Source organism: Bacillus cereus group sp. BfR-BA-01492 (genome assembly GCF_022662815.1).
Lineage (GTDB): Bacteria > Bacillota > Bacilli > Bacillales > Bacillaceae_G > Bacillus_A > Bacillus_A cereus_BD.
The window spans coordinates 88,740-105,053 of sequence record NZ_JAKUEH010000004.1; the positions used below are offsets into that span (position 1 = coordinate 88,740).

Below are 16,314 nucleotides of genomic sequence, written 5' to 3' on the forward strand. Positions count from 1 at the left end.
ATTAGAAGGTAAAGAGAAAGTGGATAAAAACGTATGCGGTATAAGGTATGCCTACTATACTTAAAAAAATAAAAAGCCATTTAATAAGAGAGTCTGCCCATTTGTCCTCATGCATGAACTCTTCTTTTCTTTGCTCTATTTCATATGGATATTTCATTATCGTTACCTCCTTTTAATAGCTTGTACTACATCGTATGTACTTGCTCACAGCAATATGACTGAAAAGAATAAGAGGGAAAAGAAAAAGTATTTTTCTAATTTCATATACATAATTTTGAAATTCTTTCATAAAACAGAAATAAAGGAGTGATGCTCATGAAGGAAATTGAAGTCGTAATTGACACGGAAGAAATTGCGGAGTTTTTTTATGAGCAACTAATTGAAAGAGGGTATGTACCGAAGCAAGAAGAAATTGAAGATCTTGCTGATATTACATTTGAATACTTACTAGAAAAATGTATGATTGACGAAGTGTTTGATGGAGATGAAGAGTAAAAGTAACGACGGGATCGACTCGTCGTTTTTTTACTCTTCTCAGCATGAATCTTCTTTACAAAGTTGTCACAAAATTTATGAAAAAATATTGGTATAATGAAGATAAAAATTTCTATAAGAGGTGAAGGGATGTTCAAAAAAATTATTGATTCTCTATTAGGAAAAAAAGGTAGATACCACTCTTATTCAAGCAGTGACTATCGTCATAGAAGACGCTCTTATTCAAGTAGCGATTACAACAGAAGACGTCCATCTCACGGATATGGACATCAGCACTATAAAAGAAAACGGAAAAGCCGTAGTTTCTTTTCCAGTAGTTGATGAAATGGCGACATATACTCGCGTGGTTTGATAGACCGCTGCGTAAGAATACAATTGTTATAGAGCGCTATAAGGTTGAATCAGTAATTGGAATGGGCAGTTATGGCTTTACCTATAGAGTGATAGATTTACAGGATCATGAGGTTAAAGTATTAAAACAATTGAGACAAAGTAAGCAAAAGTATGAATCAGGAAGGGAATCTTTTATAAGAGAACAGCAAATTTTAAAGAGTTTACAACATCCAGCGATTCCAAGCTTGCATGATTACTTTGTTTGGAAGAAGCAACCGTTTTTTGTCATGGAGTATATGGCTGGAGAGAATTTTGAAGATTTTATTTTTCGAGATGGATATATATATGAAGAACGAGAAGCATTTTATATCTTATATAAAATATTAGACGTTGTTTCTTATATTCATAGTCAAGATATCATTCACCGCGATTTAAGAATCCCTAACATTTTAATGAATCGGAGTTCAATTCGTATCGTTGATTTTGGATTAGCGAGATATAAAGGAGATATGGATGAACGAGCGCGATCTTATGAAGGCGAACAAGCTTTTATGCGCGAAGTTGAATATCGCAGTGACTTTTATGCGCTAGGCCATTTTATCTTATTTTTGTTATATGCTAGCTATGAGTCTAACGATAAAATAGAAAAACCATGGTATGAAGAATTACAATTAGCGGAAGGGAATAAAGAAATTATTATGAGAATGTTGCAAATGAAGAAACCATATTATGAAAATGTACAAGAGCTTAAGCAGGACATATACTTTGCATTAGAAGAGACGAGAGATTCGTGTTTCAAAAATTTCTAGCATGCAACAAAAAATGAGTCGTTATATTTCTTAATAAAAACAATGTATAAAAAAGAAATGGAGAGGGAAACTAAAACAACCGCTCCATTTTTTGTATTGTGAGGTTATGTATGTGAAACGATATCGACATTTATACTTGTTAAGTTGTATATTACTCATTTGTTTTGTCGTATTATCATTTTCGTATCATACCGCTTGTATTGAGAAGTTTGATGATGTTATTACAACATTTATTCAAAGTTTCCAAAATGAATATTTGACGACTTATTTCATTTGGATGTCTTATATTGGCTCTAAAAAAGTCTATTTTCCATTGCTTATTATTATCATAATGTACTTTCTCATCCGAAAAAAGTTGTTGAGTGCGTTATTTTTAATGATTAACTATTATGGATCTCGTTATCTTAACAGTATGCTTAAGCTATGGTATGAGCGTCCAAGACCTGATGTATCACAACTTGTCACAGCGACTGGATATAGTTTCCCGAGTGGTCATACGATGAATGCGACGGCATTTCTAGGGTTTATCGCCTATGTGACGATTACGGAACATCGTATTGCACTGCATAAAAAAGTGTTAATTATTTTTACAGCCTGTTTCGTAATCTTTTCGATTTCTATTAGTCGTATCTATCTTGGCGTACACTATCCATCCGATATATTAGCTGGGTGGGCGGCAGGAGGAAGTTGGCTTGTTTTATGTATTATCTTTCATCAAGCATTCTTACAAAAAGACTCTATGGTATCGAAGACGCTAAAAAAGTGATTACTTTGAAAAAGAACACGTATTTTTATCGGAATGTTGAGAAGAAAAAGGAGTCCATCATCTATATACAGCAGGTGATGGACTCCTTTTTCTTATGATCATGGTATTATAGGTTCTTTTTGCATTGGTTCAACATGAATATGAGTATACAAAATTCCAAATTTCTGTTGTAACATTTCTTCAATTGTGTCCGTAATATGATGGCTTTTGTTTACGTCCATATGAGCATCTACTTCAATTGTAATATCAACATAGGTTTGATTACCATACATACGAGCCCGAATATCAACAATATGTTCAACCCCTGGAACAAGTTGCACTGCTTGAGAATACTCTTCCATTTTCTCAGGATCAATCCCATCTGTTAACATATGAGATGTTTCTATAAAAATATCCCATGCTGTTTTGCAAATTATAAGTCCGACAAGTAACGCTGCAATTGGATCAAGAATGGCCATATGAAATTGTGAAGCAACAATTCCAACGACGGTACCAATACTAACAAGCGCATCTGATAAATTATCTTTGGCAGCAGCTTCTAATGCTTTACTTTGTGTCCGCTTTGCAATTTTTTTATTATACATGTATACAACGTACATCACGATAGCGCAAAAGAAAGCAACCCAAGCAGCGATTACATTAGGTGCTGTTTGCTGAGGATTAAAAAATGATTGAATAGCGCTAATAATAACTTCGAATCCAACAGATGCCATAATAAAAGAGGCTACTAATGAAGCGATTTGTTCTGCGCGAGAATGCCCATATGGATGATCAGGATCACGAGGTTTACGCGAAATTTTAAGACCAATTAAAACAGCTAGTGAAGCGCCGATATCTGTTAAATTATTTAAACCATCTGCACGTAATGCGCTAGATAGAGCGATATAGCTAATGATAATTTTTATCGCTGATAAAAATATGTAAGCAACAATGCTAACAATAGCCCCTTTATCAGCTTCTTGATTCGAACATGAATTCATAAAAAGCACTCTCCTTTCTGTCAAGAAATTCCTTCTATCAATAGAGTATCAAAGGAAAGTCGTGTGGGTCTATACAAACATTGTTGACGTTTTATAGCTTTTTGAGCAAGGGGTAACAAAGTTTCGCAAAGGAAAAATCTGTTGAAAAATCCAAATAAAAAAACCACTGAAACAATATGTTCCAGTGGCATCTCTTATCTTAGTATGCTTCTAAAAATTCAGTAACTTGCTCTTCTGTTTTCGCATTTGCACTATGTAAATGACCTAACTTCTCACCATTTTGATATACAAGTAAACTTGGAATACCCATTACTTGATACTCTTCTGCAATACTTGGAAACTCATCTTTATTAATAGCGTACCATTCAAACTTATTGAACTCTTCCATTACATCCCCAATAAAATGATCCATACGCACGCAATCTGGGCACCATGTAGTAAAGAACTTAACAACTACTGGCTCTTCGCTTGCGATAATGTCTTTGAACTCCTTGTCAGACTTGATTTCTTTCATGTTTTTGTCTCCTTTCAATCGTATACGAATTCGCTAGTATTTTTATGCAAAATTCGTATTTGCAAACATTAGTGTTTTTGGAATAGATTATTTGCAAAATCCTCCACTGCTTTTTCCTGAAGTCCTGGTACGACATGAGAGTAGGTGTCCAATGTGATGCCTACTCGTTTATGTCCTAATCGTTCACTCACAATCTTTGGATGAATACCTTGTTTCAACATTAATGTCGCATGAGTATGTCTGAGATCATGGAATCGAATATCAGGAACTCCACTTTTCTTTATAAGCTTTTTCCAGAGCTGTGTCAAACTTCTGAAATTAAAAGGTTTTCCGCTTGGAAGTAGGGCATATTAATTTTGATGGCTTCTTCTCATATAAGTAAGACAGAAACGATAGATAGCAACTGGCAAGAAAAATTGACAGCAATCATAGACGAAAAAGATGGACGAGCATTTCATAATATGACAATTGAGCAGTTTGATCCAATCAACGATGCAGCATTCATTATAAATAAATTGAATGAAGATGATTATACATTAGAAATTAAAAATGAAAATGGATACTGGCATATCACGTTGGAAGATGATATATATATCGAAGAACGTTTCGGTATTGAGGTTTGTGCAGCTGCAGTAAATGCGGTTAGAGAAAACTAAATAAAATTTTTATTTTATTAAGAAACAAGGAATGGTAGAGAAATGAATACGTGAATGCTTGGATATTAGTGGTGTAAAAGCAAAAGAGCCCTTTATAAAAAGGATTCTTTTGGCAGCTAACTTAACAATCATAATCATAATCATAATCATGGTCGTATCTATGGCAATATTCATTGCAATGATTGTTCTGATTATTACAGCAAATACAGAATGTTTTTTCAATATACATACCAATGCCGCCTCCTGTATTGGTAGCATTGGTGAAGGTGAGCCTTTGGAAGTCTTCTACTTGAAATATCCTAGTATCAATCGCTTGTAGAGTAGCGGTAATAGGTGTGGAAGAGTTTCTTGTGAAAATTGATATTGTAATAGGAGGGGTACCACCAGTAACAAAAAATTGAAGTAATGTTTTATTGTGATTGTTAGTAAAGTCTTCAAAAGCCGTTATCGTAGAGTTAGGTGGTATGTTAACATCTAGTAATATATTTCCGTTTAGATTGGTTTGGGCACCAGATATAATATGTGTTGCAATAGAGCAGTTAGTATTTTTTTGGTGATTGTGTTTTTTGTAATACCTTTTACCATCTTTATAAAAATAATCAGCCATGTTTATAGTTCTCTCCTTTCTTTGAAATGTCTATTTATTCTATGAAATGATAGGAAGAAGTGCTTGTACAAAATAATAAATTCCACTCTATTGAAAGGTTTATATTAGTTAGGAAGAGACTGACTAACACCATAAATAAAATAGATGATGCGTTATGGCCTAAAGAATTTTTAATTGGAAAAAGTCAATTAAATCTATACAAATATTTTAGCCGTTTAGCTCAACATGATAATCATCATTTTGATCAAATTAGGAGACTCTTTAAATAGATTAAATACAAAGTAGGCTTTAACAAAAATTTCATTGTGTAGTGAAATGATGTGTTGGAATGAAAAAAGTAAGTTTTAAAAGACGACGATAAACACAAAATACAAGTATTCTTTGAAGTATCAGGCATTGCAATAAAAAAGGAAGATAAGCTGCAGTACCCGAAGTTTCAAAAGCAAATTAAAGATGATCGTAGTACTACGAAAGTAATTGATTGTTTTGTGATATTGTAATATATTAATATAATTAGAGTGGTAATCATCACTTAAAAACAATGGATATAAGTGAGAGTTATATATTGTTTTATATACTTAGGAGGAATCATAATGAACTTTAAACATGTACTTGCAACAGGCTTAATTACCGCTACGCTATTCAGTGCAACGAATGCTCATGCGCAAACTGCAGATTTCACTGATGTACCAAGTGGGCATTGGTCTGAAAGTTCTATTAACTACTTAGCTGATAAAAAGGTAATTAGCGGTTATGGCAATGGAAAATTTGGTTTTGGAGACAATGTAACTCGTGGACAAGTATCTGCGATTATTTCAAGATACCTGAAACTAGAAAATAATGGATCTAAAATCAAAAATTTCTCTGATATTCATGGGCATATGTTTGAAAACAGTATTAAAGCAGTTGCTCAAGCAGGGATTATGACAGGGGACAGTACTGACAAATTTAGACCAGATGATACATTAACTCGATACGAAATGGCCGTTATCTTACAAAAAGCTTTTCATTTAGCTGTAAAAACAAACGACCTTTTCCATGATGTTTCAAATAATCATTGGGCAAAAGACTCTGTTCGTTCATTGTATAGTAATGGCATCACAAACGGAATTGGAAACTATCAATATGGCGGAGAAATGAATGTAACAAGGGAACAATTTGCAAAATTTATGTATAATGCAATTTTTGTAAATCCTAACTTTGTTCCTGAGTCTATTCCTGAGAAAAATGGGGATGAGTATAATTATAAAGAAATTCAGAATATACTAATTGATTCTGGTTTTTTAAAAAATGAATATAACTACGTATATAATAGAAATGGTAAAGTATATGATCCCATTATGTATTTTAAATTTTCTTCTAACGACGATAGCGCATATAGAATGTCTATTTCTAGTGATGACCCTGTATTAAATGAGCCTGTGAAAAAAATTCTAAAAACTCTACTCCCAACTAAATCCGATTATCTGTACAATATAATGAAAAATCCTACTGCAAGCTCTCGAACAATAGAATTAGATGGTCGTAAAGTTGAATTTAAAAGGGGGAGCTATGATATAACTGTTTATCTTGGGAAACGAAAATCCTAAAAGTTATTTATAGCTATTTAAACGTTCCCTTTGCATAGGACATTTAAAAGGGCTGTCCCATAAATCGGTTTCACTGACTTATGAGACAGCTCCTTTTTTACGATTAGTCAACCAAGAAGTGGTATGGTTCAGTATGGTCCAAGTAATTTATCGGATGATATGATAACTCAAATCGAGTAGATGTATTCTGCGACCCGTATTTACTGTTTAATGGGGGGGAGTTGACCCACAAGAAGGTATGAAAATGCGTCAGAGTCGTGCTATTAGTATAAAAGGAAAACTGGCCGATGCGAAATATTAAATTACTGATATGAAGAATGAACCGATTAAATGGCAAGCAAAGACCATTATCGATTCTATTTTTGAAACATCGTAATTACCGAAAATAGATAAACAAGAAGCACTTGGTGAATTGTCAGGTGTAGTAGCAATAGAGCAGTTATATGTACCACTTGATTTGAACTTCTTCATAGGCTGATACTACTTTACGATTTCGTTCTGTATCACTGTCATCAGAAATCGGGAAGAAACATAAGGAAATCATAATAAAATAATATATCATGATAATATTTTTACTTCACAAAAAAAGGTTCTGCTGTCTCCAGCAGAACCTTTTTCAAAATGGCAAAGAGTAACTCTTACCTTACTCTTTGAGAATATCATACACAAAAGTTAGATGAGTGTCTAGGTCAAATATTTACAATATAATTATTCGAATATACTACTTTTTAAAGGTTGACTGAGAAAAAGAGCAGCTAGCAGAAGCTAACCGCTCATCTCCAAGGGGGACTGGAGAAAGAAAAAAGTCAGAGGTCATTCAATGAGCTATGGCATACAGCCTATGTATAGTATTAACAGAATGCGAAGTTTTATACAGAAGAAAGTTTTTAAAATAGTATTTAAAAATTCGTGTTGTATTTCGTGTGTTTCAGTATCCTTAGTCGCAAGAGGATATAAGAGATGAATACTATACTCTTAAACGTTTGTATGACTTAGAAAGAAATATTTGTTAGTGTAGAAAAAACAAAAGGTGAACTGGAAGAAAATAAATTAAAAGGACTTGCTGCCTGGCGCAAGTCCTTTTAGAAAGACGACAGAGAAATAATATGGAGATTAACTATATAGTACCAATATTCGTGAGATAAATCCATATATTGGATGTTGAGAAAAAATTCTTCATCCAGGTAAAAAGAGAAATAGAGATTAGGTTACAATATGAAAAAATAGTTATTTTAAATTTAATTTACTGATAGTAAACATTCCAGCGGATAGGATTCCTGCACCTACTATAGAGCCTAACCAATCTCTCCAAGTTAAGGTATGTAAAGGTGTATCTGTTAAATTGATCATTAAGAATATAATAAATATCAAAATACCGTATATGAAACATCCCCAAAATGATTGGCAAGCCTTTGTAATTTTTATTCGAAAGTTTTTCATATAAATCATCCTTGTTAATAACTGATATTTTTTTATTTGAATTATCTCATATAAAAGATTGGAATGAAAGGGGAAAACCAGTAAATAAGCAATATTGCATATTGAAACGGAAGAAAATCAACCTTTGAAATAGTGAATAGATGAATCTATTCATATTTTTTATGGTAGAAAAAGGTGTATTTGCTAAGTTTTAGAGATTAATATTTATAAAAAGTAACATATTTATTTGGGGGATATCCTTTCTTTTTTCACCTTTTGAGAGGGACAAGCATATGATAAAGTGTAGGACAAGCTCACTCGCTTATATCCTATTCAATACTCATAAAAAAACTCCTTATCACGTTAGCATCCAACTGGTGGATGCTTTTTTTTTCGGAATGTTGAGAATAGAAAGGAGTCCATCACCTATGATAGTAGGCGATGGACTCCTTTTTCTTATGAAGCGGGCTTTTTCAGGCGTGATGCTTTTTATTGTTTTACAGCATGAATGTAGTGAATCGTTTCAAAGGCAGATAGATAATCTTGTCGATTGCGAAAATAAAGCTCATTGATTTGAGTTGGTGATAAATGTTCATAGATGAGTAAACCGGATTTTTCTAACATCTTCTCCATTTCAGAATAAGAAAAGCACGATTTCATCGGTTCACCGCCCGCAGAAGCCATTTTGATCATATTTTCAACTCTATTAGAAATTCCTTTTGTTTCAAAGAGTTTTTCATCTGCATAATCAAACACAATAGAACTTCCCGGTGGAACGATAGTAAATAGATCATTAATCAAATTCGACATTTCTTCTTTCGTTAAATAATAAGAAACGCCTAAAAGGCTAAAGAACGTTTTTGTACGACGAAATCCTTCGGCTATTAGGTTTGGATACATAAACTTTTTTGTAAAGTCCATAGGAATAAAGTGAAGATTACTAGGGATTTTCAAATCTGTTTCATATAATCGTTTTATTTTAAAAGTTTGTGTAGCAGGGTGATCAATTTCAAATATTTCTAAGTTGTTTTCTAATTCTGGATGTCGAAAACTAAAGGTGTCTAATCCTGCTCCGAGTATGACATATTGTGTTAACCCTAACGTGATTTCGCGGAGTAATACTGTTTCACAATATGCAGCACGTGCTAATGGTGTGGGAGAGAGTTGCACTTGGGTAATCCATTTTAATAGTTCTTCTGTATTTCCGTTCAATTTTTGTGCGATATCTTTGTTGAAGAATTGTATACCTTGTACCATGTTTTCTTTGATCGTATTGTATTCTTGTGCAGAGATTAACTCTTTTGCTATATCATCATGAAAAATTTTCGGTGTATCAAATTGACTATGATACGCTCTGCTAAAAGCTGCTACTAATGAAGTTATACTGGATGCGTTTTTTTTCATCTTAACACACTCCTTTTTAAAAACAAAAAAATAAGATTCCCCTGGCCAGGAGAATCTTATTATAAACACTAAATAATCAAATGTAAATTATAGCGTAAAATAACTTTTTTGTCAAATGTTTTGATTTTTGATATGCGAGGTAAAATTTGTTTAAAGAAAGTCATTAAGAATAAGACAAAACTCGCGAATGAGAGGCGAGTTTTGTCTTAATTGTGCTAATGATTAGTTTTGTTACTTTGTTTCTTTTGCTTATTAGGTGTAATTTCATTAGCGAATTCCGTATTTGCCAAGTTTAATTTAGCTGGAGTAAAAGTTTTTGTCGTATTTTGAATACCTTGAAACAATCGTTGAATCGGTTTCTTTATATTTGAATACCGTGTTGCAGCTACACTGAAAATGGTTCCTAATCCTAATAAGGAAAACCAAATCCATCCTCGATTATTTTTTCTATTTCTAAACAAGGTAAACATTTGCGGCGTTCTTCTTCCAGAAGTAAATAATGACATCACGAAATTAAGTATATTCATCTCTTTGCCCCCTGTAAAAGTATAATTAGAAAAAGAATTGTCCGTTCCATTTCACATGATTTATCTTGCAATATTTTATGAAAATTTATGATACCAACTTATAGTAATGTCTTCGGTTTTTTCTAAAATCTTAAGATTTCCTAAATATTTTTCATGAAAATATGCAAAATAGTTTTATCGATATTTCAAAAAGGGAAATGAAAACAAGATGAAAAGTTATGTACTAACGATTTGGAATTTGATCGATCCGATATATTACAAATGTACGCGATTAACTTATATTCATAAGAGAACTTGTGATGACAATATTTTGCGCGTGAGGCTTACGCGTTACAAAGGAAAAAATATAACTCTTTCAGATGGTACACGAATCAATAAAAATGATACTTTAATTAAAATTCATTTACACAATGTTCGTTTACTAAATGAAATGAAGTCGTTTGAAAATAATATTAAAAAAGGAAAGTTCATTTATCAATACGTCAAAAAGTCCTTACCAGATCTTGCGTTATATATTCAAAATCATCCTAAGGCAGATAAAATTAAAGGTGTAATTGGCATTACTATGTTAAATCGAGGAGCAGATCGATTAGGATTTGAATTTGTTTCTATTTCGAATCCTTTTTATAAATGGTTTAAATGGATAGCGTTTATACCAATATGTTTATTGTCTGGTAATAATTCGATTATAAAAATGGTAAAGAATAATATATCTTCTTCTCCTCAATATTTATTTATGTCAAAGGAAAGTTTATTGGAAAGATACACTTATAAAGCCTCACATGAAGTTTCTAAAAGAAGATAGTAGAGCAACATAAAGTGAAACTTTAATCAGCGGGGGGGGGGGTTCTTCATCCCCCACTGATTATGAGCCCTCACCAATCGGGCTGTTACGGGCAGCACTACTCCCACCTATCTTCCTTGCTTCTCTCTGCATTTTGAGGTGGGAGTCTTACTGCCCTAAAATAGCGGGATAAAATTCTATATTCTAATTGTGGAGTAAAGATAGAAGCTGTTAACGAAATCTGTTAACAGCTTTGATTGTCTATACTGCATGTAGTTCTTTATTTGTAGTTGGGATTGACAGTTGATGCAATGTAATTTCTGGTCTACTGCCCACTCGAATATTTACTCCTGTTTGCCCAAGCCCCTCATTAATATAAAAAGGTTTCCCATCTTGCGTATGAAGTCCTTTTATCATATTCATTCTTGCAAGCTTACCCATTTTCACAAGGTGGTAGGCCTTTGGGTAACAAATTTGCCCACCGTGGAAATGACCAGCAAGTAAATAGCCAAAATGATATTCTTTCATATGAAGAACGATATTTGGATCATGAGTTAATACTAAATTTACGCCTTGCTGAATCCCTTTATACGAGGCTGTTAAGTCACTGCGTTTCGTACTAAAGTCATCAATACCAATAATATTTATAAGTTTACCTTGAACATAAATGATATGATTTTCATTTTGCAGTACTTTACAGTTATATTGTTCGAGTGTTTCTTTTAATGTTTGTAAATCTGTTTCGTGCAACACATAATCATGGTTACCAAAAACGGCGTATATACCATACTCTGCGTGTAATTGATTTAATACTTCTAAATAGGGAGCAAGTTTCGGTATAGTACGCTTACGGTCAAGGAAATCTCCTGTAAGTGCAATTAAATCAATTGATTCATCTTTTAGTTTGTCATAAAGCTGAGATGGGGAAATAGAAATATTTTCGAGATGCAGATCGGAAAGGTGTAGAATATTTAATTTTAGATCTTGTCCGTGAATGTACTTTTGATTGATTTGAACTCTATTCATAACAACATCAGCTGTGTTTTTATGAGCTTTTTTGAAAAGGTAGAAGAGAGCAATAAATAAAATAGATAGTAATAAAATTTTCATTCCATCACTCCTTTTATAAAAAATTATACATGAAAAATCTTTTCATTTTGTATGTAATTTATGGAACAAGAACCATCATTCATTACTACTAGAATAGAAAAGAAAAAGTGCTACATAATAAAAAATAATGAAAAATATATCATGAATTGTTACGGCAAGAGGTGCTTTATGGAACAATATGTAACGCAAAAAAAGATCTTATTTTTTCCATTTTTACAAATCCCATCAGGACATTATCAAGTTGCAAATGCATTAATCGAGGGAATACAGAACGATCAATTTCATATAAAATGCGATCAAGTTGATATTCTCTCATATAGTTATGGGAAAGTAGAGACATTCGTTTCTAGCATTTATTTAAAATGGATTAAAATGTTTCCTAATTTTTACAACAAGATATACAAAACTTTTGTTTACAAAAACGAAGAAGAGCAGAAACGTTATCGATTATACGAAATTTTGTTTGTCCCATTCATGAGGAAGTTAATAAAAGAAAAACGACCTGATTTGATTGTTTGTACGCATGCATTGCCTTCGTATATATTAAATTATTTAAAAGAAAAAGGTGAGCTGAAAATCCCTGTTATCAATGTATATACGGATTACTTTATTCACCAGGGGTGGGGGATTACACATATTGATTTTCATTTTGTTCCATCCCATTATATGAAAGAGTTTTTACAAAACAAAGGGATACATAATGAACAGATTTTTATTACAGGAATTCCTATTCATAGAAAAATAAAAAAGCAAAAAGAGCATATAGAAAATGTTCCATCTTCTACACTGTCAGTCTTAATTACCGGTGGAAGTTTAGGAGTTGGAGCCATGGAAGAATTAATTGACCAAATAGGAATGGAAACAAGCATTCATTTTTATGTGTTATGTGGGAAAAATAAAAAAATATATCAAAAAATTCAACGATTACAACGAGATTATATTATTCCTTTACCATATATTACGAGTAGAGAAGAAATGAACAAACTTTATGATCGAATAGACGCTATTATTACAAAGCCCGGAGGAGTTACAATTAGCGAGAGTTTATTTAAAAGAAAACCGATTTTTATATACCATGTATTGCCGGGGCAAGAGGAAATTAATTTGCAGCAGCTAAAAAAGTTAGGCGTAATCATCCAGCTGAACAAGGTGACAGGTAAAAAAGACACTCTTGAGGAGCAATTATGCTCCTTTTTTCAAAATAAAAATCGTTTCCAACGTTATCAAGAATGTATAACAAACTATCAACAACAGCTCATAATGAAAGAGCCGTCACAAATCCTACAAGAATTAATAAATAATGATATGGCCGAATAAAGCTTGCTGCTTCTTTCATGAAAATAAATGAAGTGGTTGTGCTATTCATTGTATGTTATGAAATGGATAATTTGTTTTAGTTATATATTTTTGTATATAAAATGATTTGATGAGGTGACATTTCATATGGAGCATATCGGACAAATTACCATAGAACTTATAGTCGGTTTTTTCGTTTTATTAATTGCTACTAAATTGTTAGGGAAAATGCAGATTTCTCAACTGACTCCCTTTGATTTTATTTCTGCGATTGTTCTTGGTGAACTTGTTGGAAATTCTATTTATGACCCGAAAGTGAAGGTATGGTCTATTTTATACGCTGTATTTATATGGATCATATTAATTTATACGATAGAAGTATTGACACAAAAATGGCGAAAGGCAAGAAATGTGTTTGAAGGGCACCCTTCTATCCTTATACGAAATGGACATATTGACAGAGAACAATTAAGTGTGAATCACTTAGATTTGAACCAGCTACAACAAATGTTGCGACAACAAAAAGATATTTTCTCGGTTAGAGAAGTAGAGTATATGATTTTAGAACCAAATGGGAAAATAAGCGTCATAAAAAAACCTCAATATGCATCTCCTACAATTAAAGATTTAAGTTTAAAACAGAAAGCAGTATATATGCCGATTTCATTAATCAGTGATGGAGAGGTTATTAAGGATAATTTAAGAGAAGCAGGGTTTGATGAAAATTGGCTTTTAAAACAGATTAAACAAAGAGGGATTACAAAGTTTAAGGATGTATTATATGCGGAATGGAAGACAGATGAAGGATTTTTCTGCCAAAGAATGGATGGGACATGATATCAATAACTCCTACAGATGTCCAAAAAAAGAAAGCTCGCGTCTCTAGTGATAGATGGAATGAAATTGCCGATTATCATTGTAGCTTTCTTATGATGAGAAAAGAAAAGTTGTTCATTTAAACGGCTTCCGGCAATGATATGGAAGGCGGAGTCATAGAATATGTGGAACTACATAATATATCATAAAAACTTTCCTTTGCGTCATGTATTTATTTGTCTTTTTCTTTTATGGGAGAAATGAATCGTTCATGATGAAAGTCAGCTCCAATATAGAAGCTGACTTTTTATGTTGGTCATCATTTTTTAAGAAAGATAAGCAAACTCCTAATAAAATGAATGTTGCTTTTATTATACGTTCAATCCAGTGTGATAGAGACGGGGGTACGTATATTTGGAATAGACGTAATATCACAAGGGGATTTATCTCGATGAATAAGAATGTGAGCGAAATCGCATACTTCTATTTCATATGGGGATGATACCCATTATAGGATCTGAAAGAAAAAGGGGAGAATTTAAATGAATTACAGGATCTTTAAAGTTATTAATGGATTAGCTGGTCGTAATTCGAGCTTAGATGCATTTATGGTATTTATTTCACAAAAAGCTCGATTTCTTTACATTTTTTTATTACTTATCATGTGGTTTAGAAAGAATGGGTGCCGAAAACGTATATGGTTTGCCGGTATATCGGTAGGAGCTGCTTTATGTGTAAATCGTTTCATTCAGTTTTTTTATTTTAAGCCACGTCCATTTATTGTACATTCTGTGCGTTTACTTATTCCAGCTAAAAAGAATTCCTCATTTCCTAGCAAACATACAGTTGTGGCATTTGCCTTAGCGACTTCTATCTTACTTCGTGAGCGTTTATTTGGAGTTGTCATGTGGATTTTAGCCATTTTAACTGGTTTCTCAAGAATTTGGTTAGGGCATCATTATCCATTCGATATCATAGGAAGTGCCTTCATTGGAAGTTCAATTAGTGTAGCTGTTGAGAGAATAAAACGTTTATATGGAAAGTGAATGATACAGAAGTTGAATAATAGGAATTGGGTGTTTGGATTTTCAATGCTTTGTGGTGGTCTAAAGTATTTGGGCTATAAAGAGAATATGATATAAATGGATATAATGAATTACATAAAAAAGAATCCCATTTTAGGATTCTTTTTTATGTTCAATAATGCTTTATTATGGGTAGTCTGATTCGCGAAGAATAGGAATAAATTCCATTACCTTTTATTAACGATAAGATAATGCTTGTTTTCCTAACGCTTCCCAAGATTGTATAAACATTTTTTTATTCACTTTATGTGCTTTCTTTGCAGTTAAAGGATCATTAATGTAAACATGCCCGTCCTCAAATCCAATTAGTACAACGGCATGCAAATCTAGAGGAGTTTTAATCTGTTTATTCCCATGCTTCCAAGATTCCCATCTATCTGGAAGTTTGTAATCTCCCGTTGTCCAAACGACTACAGGTTTACCTATTTTAATTTGAGCAAGCACATCATCAAATGTTTTTCCTGTTAAGTTCACTGTACGATTGGGAAGATAATGCTCCATCAATTCTTGTAAAGGCCCAGCATAGACAGCATACCCTTTCCTTTTTCCAGTTATATCTCCCACAAAACCTTTTTGAGGATCTCCCCATTGAATAATATCTCCATTTTTACCTATCGAAATGGGGGTAGGATCTTTTTTTACGCTGTTAGCTAATTGCATTTTATTCACTTTTATGCCTGCATAATGTAATACCATTGCTAGGCTTGTCACTTCACAACCATATTTTAGTTCTGGTTTTTGAGGTATTAGTGGTACATCTAAAATGATTTTATTTTTAATGGAAGGAGCTGAAGGCTGCGAAGAATCCGTTTGAGATGTTCGATAATTTACATTTTTTATCGGTTTACTTCCTTTATTTGTAACATCAAATTGATGTTTTTCTATCGGAGGTTGTTGTGTAGAACAGCCTGTTAAAATCGAGAACAATATATATAAAATGAAAAGCTTCTTCAAATGATTCACCTTCTTTATGTCATAATATTTCATGAAACATCATTTTTTATTTAACTATTTTCTTTCTAAATATTTCTTAGTCCATAATGTTGAAAAGCATAAAAATGAAAATGCGTTCTGTGTTATAAACGGTACAGAAAAGAAACATATTTCTTTTCATAAAGGCGAAT

General features: G+C 32.7%; 20 protein-coding genes and 2 pseudogenes. 11 read left to right on the forward strand and 11 right to left on the reverse strand.

Features of this window, described 5'->3' with window-relative positions; genetic code table 11:
- Position 1: 1 nt before the first annotated feature.
- Positions 2-157: a DUF3930 family protein gene (locus MR063_RS07540; protein ID WP_242195850.1), complete on the reverse strand. Its 156-nt coding sequence runs from the start codon at positions 155-157 to the stop codon at positions 2-4.
- Between the two features lie 158 nt (positions 158-315).
- Between MR063_RS07540 and MR063_RS07545 the strand changes: the two genes are divergently transcribed.
- The 4 genes from MR063_RS07545 (at position 316) to MR063_RS07560 (ending at position 2,403) form a co-directional block, all read left to right on the forward strand.
- Positions 316-495, forward strand: a complete 180-nt coding sequence (locus MR063_RS07545; RefSeq protein WP_012094184.1) for a YozD family protein — start codon at positions 316-318, stop codon at positions 493-495.
- Between the two features lie 129 nt (positions 496-624).
- A complete protein-coding gene (locus MR063_RS07550) occupies positions 625-816 on the forward strand; it encodes a hypothetical protein (RefSeq protein WP_012094186.1) in 192 nt (63 codons plus the stop codon).
- Positions 816-1,637, forward strand: a complete 822-nt coding sequence (locus MR063_RS07555) for a serine/threonine protein kinase (protein ID WP_242195853.1) — start codon at positions 816-818, stop codon at positions 1,635-1,637. The genes MR063_RS07550 and MR063_RS07555 overlap by 1 nt, the downstream gene beginning before the upstream one ends.
- 112 nt (positions 1,638-1,749) lie before the next feature.
- Complete coding sequence (locus MR063_RS07560; RefSeq protein ID WP_313928720.1) at positions 1,750-2,403, forward strand: phosphatase PAP2 family protein; 654 nt, start codon at positions 1,750-1,752, stop codon at positions 2,401-2,403.
- 98 nt (positions 2,404-2,501) lie between these two features.
- Here MR063_RS07560 and MR063_RS07565 read toward each other — a convergent pair whose 3' ends face one another.
- From MR063_RS07565 to MR063_RS07575, 3 genes and pseudogenes are all read right to left on the reverse strand, one after another.
- Positions 2,502-3,383, reverse strand: a complete 882-nt coding sequence (locus MR063_RS07565; protein ID WP_242195856.1) for a cation diffusion facilitator family transporter — start codon at positions 3,381-3,383, stop codon at positions 2,502-2,504.
- Between the two features lie 199 nt (positions 3,384-3,582).
- Entirely contained in the window at positions 3,583-3,897 is a 315-nt protein-coding gene (locus tag MR063_RS07570; RefSeq protein WP_242195859.1) for a thioredoxin family protein, read from the reverse strand.
- A gap of 68 nt (positions 3,898-3,965) precedes the next feature.
- Positions 3,966-4,251: pseudogene (locus tag MR063_RS07575) on the reverse strand (site-specific integrase); the annotation flags it as partial.
- A gap of 5 nt (positions 4,252-4,256) precedes the next feature.
- Here MR063_RS07575 and MR063_RS07580 point away from each other — a divergent pair.
- The gene (locus tag MR063_RS07580) at positions 4,257-4,553 is read left to right on the forward strand and encodes a BC1872 family protein (protein ID WP_472927035.1); all 297 of its coding nucleotides are present in this window, start codon (positions 4,257-4,259) and stop codon (positions 4,551-4,553) included.
- 121 nt (positions 4,554-4,674) lie between these two features.
- Here the strand turns inward: MR063_RS07580 and MR063_RS07585 are convergent, their stop codons facing one another.
- The gene (locus tag MR063_RS07585; RefSeq protein ID WP_242195863.1) at positions 4,675-5,160 is read right to left on the reverse strand and encodes an exosporium protein D; all 486 of its coding nucleotides are present in this window, start codon (positions 5,158-5,160) and stop codon (positions 4,675-4,677) included.
- A gap of 347 nt (positions 5,161-5,507) precedes the next feature.
- On the opposite strand from MR063_RS07585, the pseudogene MR063_RS07590 reads away from it, so the two are divergent.
- Positions 5,508-5,636: pseudogene (locus MR063_RS07590) on the forward strand (FtsK/SpoIIIE domain-containing protein); the annotation flags it as partial.
- A gap of 117 nt (positions 5,637-5,753) precedes the next feature.
- On the forward strand, positions 5,754-6,749 hold the full coding sequence (locus tag MR063_RS07595) for an S-layer homology domain-containing protein (RefSeq protein WP_242195866.1): 996 nt from the start codon (positions 5,754-5,756) through the stop codon (positions 6,747-6,749).
- A gap of 297 nt (positions 6,750-7,046) precedes the next feature.
- On the opposite strand, the gene MR063_RS07600 is transcribed toward MR063_RS07595, so the two are convergent.
- The 4 genes from MR063_RS07600 to MR063_RS07615 form a co-directional block, all read right to left on the reverse strand.
- The gene (locus MR063_RS07600) at positions 7,047-7,220 is read right to left on the reverse strand and encodes a hypothetical protein (RefSeq protein ID WP_242195869.1); all 174 of its coding nucleotides are present in this window, start codon (positions 7,218-7,220) and stop codon (positions 7,047-7,049) included.
- Positions 7,221-7,976: 756 nt separating this feature from the next.
- A complete protein-coding gene (locus tag MR063_RS07605) occupies positions 7,977-8,189 on the reverse strand; it encodes a hypothetical protein (protein ID WP_242195872.1) in 213 nt (70 codons plus the stop codon).
- Between the two features lie 468 nt (positions 8,190-8,657).
- On the reverse strand, positions 8,658-9,572 hold the full coding sequence (locus MR063_RS07610; RefSeq protein WP_242195876.1) for a class I SAM-dependent methyltransferase: 915 nt from the start codon (positions 9,570-9,572) through the stop codon (positions 8,658-8,660).
- Between the two features lie 215 nt (positions 9,573-9,787).
- The gene (locus MR063_RS07615; RefSeq protein WP_242195879.1) at positions 9,788-10,099 is read right to left on the reverse strand and encodes a hypothetical protein; all 312 of its coding nucleotides are present in this window, start codon (positions 10,097-10,099) and stop codon (positions 9,788-9,790) included.
- A gap of 208 nt (positions 10,100-10,307) precedes the next feature.
- Between MR063_RS07615 and MR063_RS07620 the strand changes: the two genes are divergently transcribed.
- Positions 10,308-10,904, forward strand: coding sequence for a YkoP family protein (locus MR063_RS07620; RefSeq protein ID WP_242195882.1), 597 nt, complete (start codon positions 10,308-10,310; stop codon positions 10,902-10,904).
- A gap of 240 nt (positions 10,905-11,144) precedes the next feature.
- On the opposite strand, the gene MR063_RS07625 is transcribed toward MR063_RS07620, so the two are convergent.
- Complete coding sequence (locus MR063_RS07625) at positions 11,145-11,993, reverse strand: metallophosphoesterase (RefSeq protein WP_242195885.1); 849 nt, start codon at positions 11,991-11,993, stop codon at positions 11,145-11,147.
- Between the two features lie 168 nt (positions 11,994-12,161).
- Between MR063_RS07625 and MR063_RS07630 the strand changes: the two genes are divergently transcribed.
- The 3 genes from MR063_RS07630 (at position 12,162) to MR063_RS07640 (ending at position 15,151) form a co-directional block, all read left to right on the forward strand.
- On the forward strand, positions 12,162-13,310 hold the full coding sequence (locus tag MR063_RS07630; RefSeq protein ID WP_242195888.1) for an MGDG synthase family glycosyltransferase: 1,149 nt from the start codon (positions 12,162-12,164) through the stop codon (positions 13,308-13,310).
- A 126-nt stretch (positions 13,311-13,436) separates the two neighbouring features.
- Entirely contained in the window at positions 13,437-14,126 is a 690-nt protein-coding gene (locus MR063_RS07635) for a YetF domain-containing protein (RefSeq protein WP_242195890.1), read from the forward strand.
- A 521-nt stretch (positions 14,127-14,647) separates the two neighbouring features.
- Positions 14,648-15,151, forward strand: coding sequence for an undecaprenyl-diphosphatase (locus tag MR063_RS07640; RefSeq protein ID WP_242195893.1), 504 nt, complete (start codon positions 14,648-14,650; stop codon positions 15,149-15,151).
- A gap of 216 nt (positions 15,152-15,367) precedes the next feature.
- On the opposite strand, the gene MR063_RS07645 is transcribed toward MR063_RS07640, so the two are convergent.
- Positions 15,368-16,144, reverse strand: coding sequence for a C39 family peptidase (locus MR063_RS07645; protein ID WP_242195897.1), 777 nt, complete (start codon positions 16,142-16,144; stop codon positions 15,368-15,370).
- Positions 16,145-16,314: the final 170 nt, after the last annotated feature.